Source organism: Sphingomonas sp., from assembly GCF_040398505.1.
GTDB lineage: Bacteria > Pseudomonadota > Alphaproteobacteria > Sphingomonadales > Sphingomonadaceae > Sphingomonas.
The window spans coordinates 1-6681 of the sequence record NZ_JBBATX010000130.1 but is presented as its reverse complement, the minus strand read 5'-3'; the positions used below and the strand labels follow the sequence as shown (position 1 = coordinate 6681).

General features: G+C 64.9%; 5 protein-coding genes and 1 pseudogene. 2 read left to right on the top strand and 4 right to left on the bottom strand.

The genetic code is table 11. From position 1 onward, the window contains the following. The coding region (locus tag ABWP09_RS12815) for a chemotaxis protein CheB (protein WP_353205518.1) at positions 1-762 on the bottom strand (762 nt) is incomplete at its 3' end. A 122-nt stretch (positions 763-884) separates the two neighbouring features. Here ABWP09_RS12815 and ABWP09_RS12810 point away from each other — a divergent pair. Further along, positions 885-1205 (top strand): annotated as a pseudogene (locus tag ABWP09_RS12810) (response regulator); the annotation flags it as partial. Between the two features lie 53 nt (positions 1206-1258). Here the strand turns inward: ABWP09_RS12810 and ABWP09_RS12805 are convergent. The 3 genes from ABWP09_RS12805 to ABWP09_RS12795 all read right to left on the bottom strand — a co-directional run bounded on the left by ABWP09_RS12805 (position 1259) and on the right by ABWP09_RS12795 (position 4790). Beyond that, positions 1259-1942 carry an NAD(P)H-dependent oxidoreductase gene (locus ABWP09_RS12805; RefSeq protein ID WP_353205517.1) on the bottom strand — a complete coding sequence of 228 codons (684 nt, stop codon included), beginning with the start codon at positions 1940-1942 and terminating at the stop codon, positions 1259-1261. Positions 1943-2016: 74 nt separating this feature from the next. Continuing rightward, complete coding sequence (locus ABWP09_RS12800) at positions 2017-2679, bottom strand: YoaK family protein (protein WP_353205516.1); 663 nt, start codon at positions 2677-2679, stop codon at positions 2017-2019. Between the two features lie 104 nt (positions 2680-2783). After that, positions 2784-4790 (bottom strand): TonB-dependent receptor, encoded by a 2007-nt coding sequence (locus ABWP09_RS12795; RefSeq protein WP_353205515.1) that lies wholly within the window; start codon positions 4788-4790, stop codon positions 2784-2786. 370 nt (positions 4791-5160) lie between these two features. Between ABWP09_RS12795 and ABWP09_RS12790 the strand changes: the two genes are divergently transcribed. Further along, positions 5161-6681 (top strand): TonB-dependent receptor (locus ABWP09_RS12790; protein ID WP_353205514.1); only part of this gene is annotated, 1521 nt, incomplete at its 3' end.

The following is a 6681-nucleotide window of genomic DNA, read 5'->3' as shown; positions in this document are numbered from 1 at the left end:
CTTGTAGAGTCGAAAATCGTGCGGCGTCTTGCGGCGCAGTTCCTCGATAATGGCGGCAAGGCCCGGCGGACCGGTGACAGCCGACGCGGCATTGGATTTGGCAAAAATCGCCAGCGCGTGCGGCATTTGCCCGATTCGCAAGGTCTGATCGACCAGCCCGGTATCGATCGCGCTGATCGGCATCGAATTCTGTTGTGCTTCCGCCGGGTCCTGCGCGATGACGAGACCGCCCCGTTCGCGGATGCTCGGCAAGCCATCGCTGCCATCGCCATCAAAGCCCGACAGGATGATCGCGGCAATCGGATGCTCGGTCCCGCGCGCCAGCGATTTCAACAGAAAGTCGAAGGGTTTTCGCACGGCGCGCGGCACTTCCGGCGGCGAAAGCCTGAGGACATCCCCCGACACCGACAGATATGCGCCGGAGGGGATGGTATAGACATGGTCGATCTCGATCGCGGCACCATCGCACGCCTCGATCACGGGCATTGGCGTGTGCTTGGCGAGCAGCTCCGCCATCAGGCTCTTATGCGTCGGATCGAGATGCTGGATCAGAATGAAGGCCATGCCGGGCGCGTCGGGCAGCGCGTCGATCAGCCTGGTGACGGCGTCCAGGCCGCCTGCCGAAGCGCCAACCGCAACGATCGGGAAATTTGCCTTCCCTGAGGACACGATGACACCTTCATCCGAACGGGCATCGAGCCCGCCGGTTTGCCGATCGAGGAGCGCGGCTTGCGCCTTCAACTCACTGGCAGAAACACCCATGAAAAAAGTGTAGCATAAGCCGTCCCCGAACCCGTCATCCCGAATTCGGCAAGACCCGCCCGCGCCGTTATAGGTACTTTCCGACCCTGTTAGTCCATGCCGCGCGCCCGCATCCTCTCCGTATGACAGACTTGCGTATCCTGATCGCCGAAGATGATGCGATGATCGCAATGTTTTTGTCGGATCTTTTAGAGGCGTTGGGCCACAGCGTCTGCGCGACGACCGAGACCGAAGCGGAGACCGTCGCCGCAGCATTGCTGCATCGTCCCGATCTGATGATCATCGATGCGAGCCTGCGCGGCGGTAGCGGCATCGCTGCGGCCGAGGAGATCGCGATAACGCTGTCGATACCGCTCATCTTCGCCACGGGCGATTGCTACCGTGTTCTGCGCACCGAGCCCAATGCCATCGTCCTGCAAAAGCCGTTCAGCGCGCCCACTTTGTTGCGCGCGATCGAGCGGGCCATGCAGCAAACCGTCCTCGTCGCAGGATCGCCTTACGTCGCGGCCAGCGCCGCGACCGCTTCCTTCGCCTTCACCGCATGGCGTGCCGCGGCGACGCTGCTGCAGATCTTGCGCGCCTGCTCTTCCACCTCGTACAAACTCTCGCGCACGAAGCGGGCATCCATCCCCGCGACGATCGCGCCGAAATGGACGTGACCGGCGTCGTGCAGCCCGAAAATCCCCATCAGATAGCGGTCGAACGCCTGGCGGATCGATTCCATCTGGCCGTGTTCATCGAGCCAGATCCGCGTCGTGGCCGAACTTGAAAACGTCCCGAACCATTTCCCCACCAGCACCGAATCCGGCTGATGATCGCGAATATCCGACGGCGTCAGCGCGACGCCGAGCACGCGATCAACATAGCCTTTGATGATCGCCGGCGGCATGCCGAACCAAATCGGATAGACGAAGACGAGCACATCGGCATCGCGCAACAGGCCGATTTCACGCGCAACGTCGGCCGACATGCCAGTCGCATGGCCGGGTCGGTGATCGGCGCGCAGCCGCGGATCGAAATCCAGCGCATACAGATCGCGCACGACGCACTCGTGACCAATTTCGCGCACGGTCTTGCCATAGCGTTCGACCACCTCGTGGTTGAAGCTTTGCGAGTCGGGATGGCCGAGCACGACGATATGACGGATTGGCGCAGATGCCGCAGCGGGGCTCTCGGGCATGATCGTCCTCATTTCGAGTGTTCGATCGCTATAATATCACGGCTGGGGCTGAGCAATGCAGGATCGGAAACTACCTAGCCGACGTGCAGCCGCCGCGCGACGATCGCCAGGATCGCCGACGCGCCCGCGGCAAACCACAGTGCCGCCATCGCGATCTGTGCGTAAATGGCGGCGCCAAGGATCGCGCCTGCGACAAGACCCGCCCATAAGGCGACATAAGACAGCCATTCGAACCCGCCCCGCCCACGCAGCATCGCGGCGATTCCCTGCCCGATCTTGGCGAGCGTCCCGGTCATATAGGTAAGGCCGATGCTGCCCCCGCCCGGCTGCTCGAAGGCGGCATTCTCCGCCCCCATGGCCAACGCGGTCAGCGCCAACGCCCGCCAGGTGGACCCCGCCGTACCGACCGCCGCCGCGCCCGCCAGCAACCCGGCGACCAAGGCAAGCACGATCGAGCGGCGATGCCGTTCATTGAGCGATCCGCACAGCGAGCCGAGCGTGACGCCGATCACGAAGCTGCCGATCAGGCCGCCCGCGATCGCCGCTGCCGTTGTCCAATGCGCCAGGCCGACCGCAAGGCGCGTGGAATTGCCGCTCATGAACGACACGAAAAAGCCGCCCGAATGCAGGAACCCCACGGCATCGACATAGCCCGCCACGCCAGACAGGCAGACGGCGAGCGTCTGGACGCGCTTATCGAGTCTGGTCAGGCCAGCACCGCATCGACTGGGCGTCACGCCGAGAAAAGGGATGTTCGATCATCCCCGCACGCCTATCACCAAGTCCGGTCGCTGCCCATATGCCGCCGATACAAACGCGCTGACCAGCCAGCGCCACCGGATCATTGGACACGCACCCCGATCCACAGCGTGCGCGGGGTGCCGAGGTCGATCGACCCGCCAGCGTTACGCGTGACGACCGCTTGGTCGAGCAGATTTTCCGCGCGCGCGATCAGGGAGACATGCGGGGCGAGCGGCAGCCGTGCCACGGCGTCGAGCGTCGTCGCGGCGGGGAGGATATCGGTCTGCAGATCGTCCTCATTTTGTCGGCCGACATAGCGCGCGGTCAGCGACGCGCCCAAACCGTGGCGTTCCCAGGCCAGCGTTGCGCTTGCCGTGTGCCGCGGGCTTTGTGCCGGACTGAACCCGTTCAAGGGCGCAGACGCCCCCGAAGCGCGGACCGTGCTGTCGCTGAACGCGTAGGATGCATCGAGCGAGAAGCCGCCGCGCGCGGCATGCGCGGTCACCTCCACTCCCTTGGCGACGATCGCGTCAACATTGCGACGCTGGCGCGTGTTGGCGGCGATCGTGACGTTGGAAATCGCACCTTCGAGCCGGTTGTAAAAAGCGGTGATGCCGACCGTCACGCCGCGCGCGGGCGTGACGTCGATCCCGCCTTCCACGCCGCGCAACCGCTCGAGTCCGAGCGCTGGATTGGCTTGCGTGGTGACTGGGAAGACAACGAACGGCCGATATAATTCGTTGAGCGTCGGCACGCGGAACCCGGTATAGCCCGCCCCGCGCACCGCCACCGCGTCGCTGGCGCGGAATAACGCGCCTGCCCGCCCGGTTGCTTCAAACCCGTGGCGGTCAGTGAAGCGCGTGTCGGTGATCGGCGTGCCCACTGCATTCGGCTCGCGAAAGAAGCCGTCTGTGATCGTCCAGCGGTCCCCGCGCAGCCCGGCGGTCAGTACCAACCGACCGAGCGTCCAGTCATCCTCCACGAACAGCCCGGTGGTGCTGGTCCTGCCGCCGGCGTTGCGGCGAGTCGTGACGAGGCCGGTCGCGGCGTAGGCGTCCTCATACAGCACGCCCTCCCCGATCCGCGCATCGATCCCGAGCCGCAGCACATGATCCGGCCCGACCGGAGGGCGCAATTCGATCTTGCCACCAATCCCGGTCGCAGGCGTATTGCGCTGATCGAGCGTCAGTTTGAAACTGGTCGCACTGATGACGCGATTGGTGAAGTTGCGCGCCTGGATATAGGCGAGCGCATCGACTGCCCAGCTCCCGCGGTGAATCAACCGGATGCTCGCATCCTGCGCGTCAGAGCTGCTGGCGGCCCCGGCAAAGCGCAGCGTGCGATTGTCGCGGTAGAGCAGTCCGCGCGCCTGCACCTCGGTCTGCGCATCGATCGGCACGACCGCGCGCAGCGACCCCGACCAGTCGCGATAGCGCGCCCGAACGGTCGCGGCAGAGCGTTGCGCAGATGGTGTGGTAAAGAACCCGTCACCCCGTTCGAACTTGCCGGACACGCTCAAAAATCCGCCGCCGACATCGGGCGAGAGACTCCCCGCCGCTTCGACCGCATTCGCGCTGCCATAGAACGCTTCCCCCGCGAGGTGCGGCAACTCGCGCCGGGTCGCGCTCGCCAGTTCAATCGTGCCTGCGACCGCGCCCGCGCCGAACGCGCCTGCCCCGCCGCCGCGCGTGATCCGCACGCTCGACAACCGGTCTGCAGCGAGCGCGTTGAACGGGATATAACCGAAGAACGGATCGGCCAGCGGTACACCATCGAGCAGCACCAGCGCGCGGCTCGACGCATTGCCACCGAGCGCGCGTAGCGTCACGCCTTGCGCCGAGGGGTTGGCCGAGCGACTGTCCGAGCGGCGGAATTGCTGAAACCCAGCAACATCAGCCAGCACGTTTTCGACCCGGCCCGAGGCATCGCCGGTCAGCCGCACACGCTCGATCGTCACCGACCCATAAGCCGGAACGCCCGGCGGCGGCGGCAAGGGGCGGCCGAGCACGACAATGTCGGGACCATCGGGTGCCGGCGTAGCTTGCTGCGCGAGGACCGGGACGGGAAGGACGAGCACGGCGATCGGCAGGCACAGAAAAAGGCGCATCGTGTGGGGGAAACTCTCAGCGCACGGAGCGACCGGGCAATAGCGACCTCCCTATCACGCGCGCCGCCAAACGCCACCAGGACAAGATCGCGCGAAGATCGCTTGAACGCAGCGTAATCGTTTCAGCTCCGTTCGGGCTGAACCTGTCGAAGCCCCCCTCGCATAAAGCGAGCGGTTCACAGTACCAGAGGTGCCCTTCGCCAGGCTCAGGGCGAACGGCAGGCGTTCAGCTTCACGGGAAGTAACCGTTAGACCGATGGTTCAAGCCGTCCGATCACCGTTCCCGCAGCAGCAGCAGCTTCCAATCTCTATATCCGACGGTATATGGCGAATCGTCGACGCGCTTTGCGGCATTAGAACGGGGATTTTCATGCGATCGACGATCTCCGCCGGGACTGCGGCCGGCGTGCTGCTGGCCTGCTCCCCATATGCGGCGCTTGCCAAGGAAGCCCCCACCGCCACCTCTCCCAGCGACGCCAGCCCCTCCGACATCGTCGTCACTGCACGCCAGCGAGCAGAGGATGTGCAGACGGTCCCGATCGCAGTCTCGGTGGTCGGCGAGGAACTGATCCGCCGCTCCTACACCGTCAACACGCAGCACTTGAGCGCGCTCGTGCCTGCGCTCAATTACAGCTCGGCCAATCCGCGCAACACCGCCTTCACGATCCGTGGCCTCGGCAGCAGCGTCGTCGCGGTGAGCCAGGCGAATGACGGGCTGGAACCCGGCGTCGGCTTCTATATCGACCAAGTCTATCATGCCCGCCCCGCCACCGCAGCGTTCGATTTCTCGGATATCGAGCGGATCGAAGTGCTGCGCGGGCCGCAAGGCACCTTGTTCGGCAAGAACACGACGGCGGGCGCGATCAGCGTGATCTCCAAGGCGCCGAGCTTCACACCGCAGATGGACGCGGAACTGTCGGTCGGCAGCTATAACTTCGTGCAGGGGCGGGCCTCCGCAACAGGGCCGCTGATCAGCGATACTGTGGCATTTCGGCTCTCCGGGCTGGTTACCCGCCGCGACGGCGTGATCCGCAACACGCGCACCGGCGCGAACCAGAACGGCATCGGCAATCAGGCGGTGCGCGGGCAATTGCTGTTCACGCCGACCGCCGACTTTCAGCTCCGACTAACCGCAGACTTCACCAATTTCGCGAGCGAATGCTGCACGCAAGTCTATCTGCGCGCCGCCGACGTCAGCCCGCTGCGCTCGGCAACGCGGCAATATGCCGGGCCGACCGGGCTCGCCGCGCAATTTGGCTATGCGCCGCCGAGCACCAATCCGTACGATCGGCTGACCGACATCGACGCCGCGCTTGGCGTCGACACCAATGAGGGCGGCGTCTCCGCGATCGCCGACTGGAATCTTGGGGGCATTGGCACACTGACCTCGGTCAGTGCGTGGCGCTTCTGGAATTGGGATGCGGCGAACGACCGCGATTACACCGGCATTCCGGTACAGATCACCCAGCACATCCCATCGCGGCAGGACCAGTTCAGCCACGAACTGCGCCTCGCCTCAAAGGGCGAGCACCGCTTCGGCTATGTCGCGGGGCTCTATGTCTTCGATCAGACGATCACCGGCCGCCCGATCAGCATCTACGGTCCGGCCGCTGCGCGCTATCTGATCGGGACCAGCACCGGGGCGGGCGCGGCGGCGGTCACGGTGCCAGCCAATTTGCTCGACGGCTATGGCACCGATGGTCGCATGCGGCTGCGCCAAGACAGCTACGCAGCTTTCGGTGAAGTCACATACCAGATCGTGCCGCGCGTCACTCTCAGCGCCGGGTTGCGCTACACCTATGAGGTGAAGGACGGCTCCTACGACACTTTCACCTTTGGCGGCCCGAGCGTCACCAACCAGACGCTGATCAACGCGCGATTAGGGGTCTTA

Coding starts and splice junctions, on each gene's coding strand:
- ABWP09_RS12805 (WP_353205517.1), bottom strand. CDS start 1,942: ATGCCCGAGAGCCCCGCTGCGGCATCTGCGCCAATCCGTCATATCGTC.
- ABWP09_RS12795 (WP_353205515.1), bottom strand. CDS start 4,790: ATGCGCCTTTTTCTGTGCCTGCCGATCGCCGTGCTCGTCCTTCCCGTC.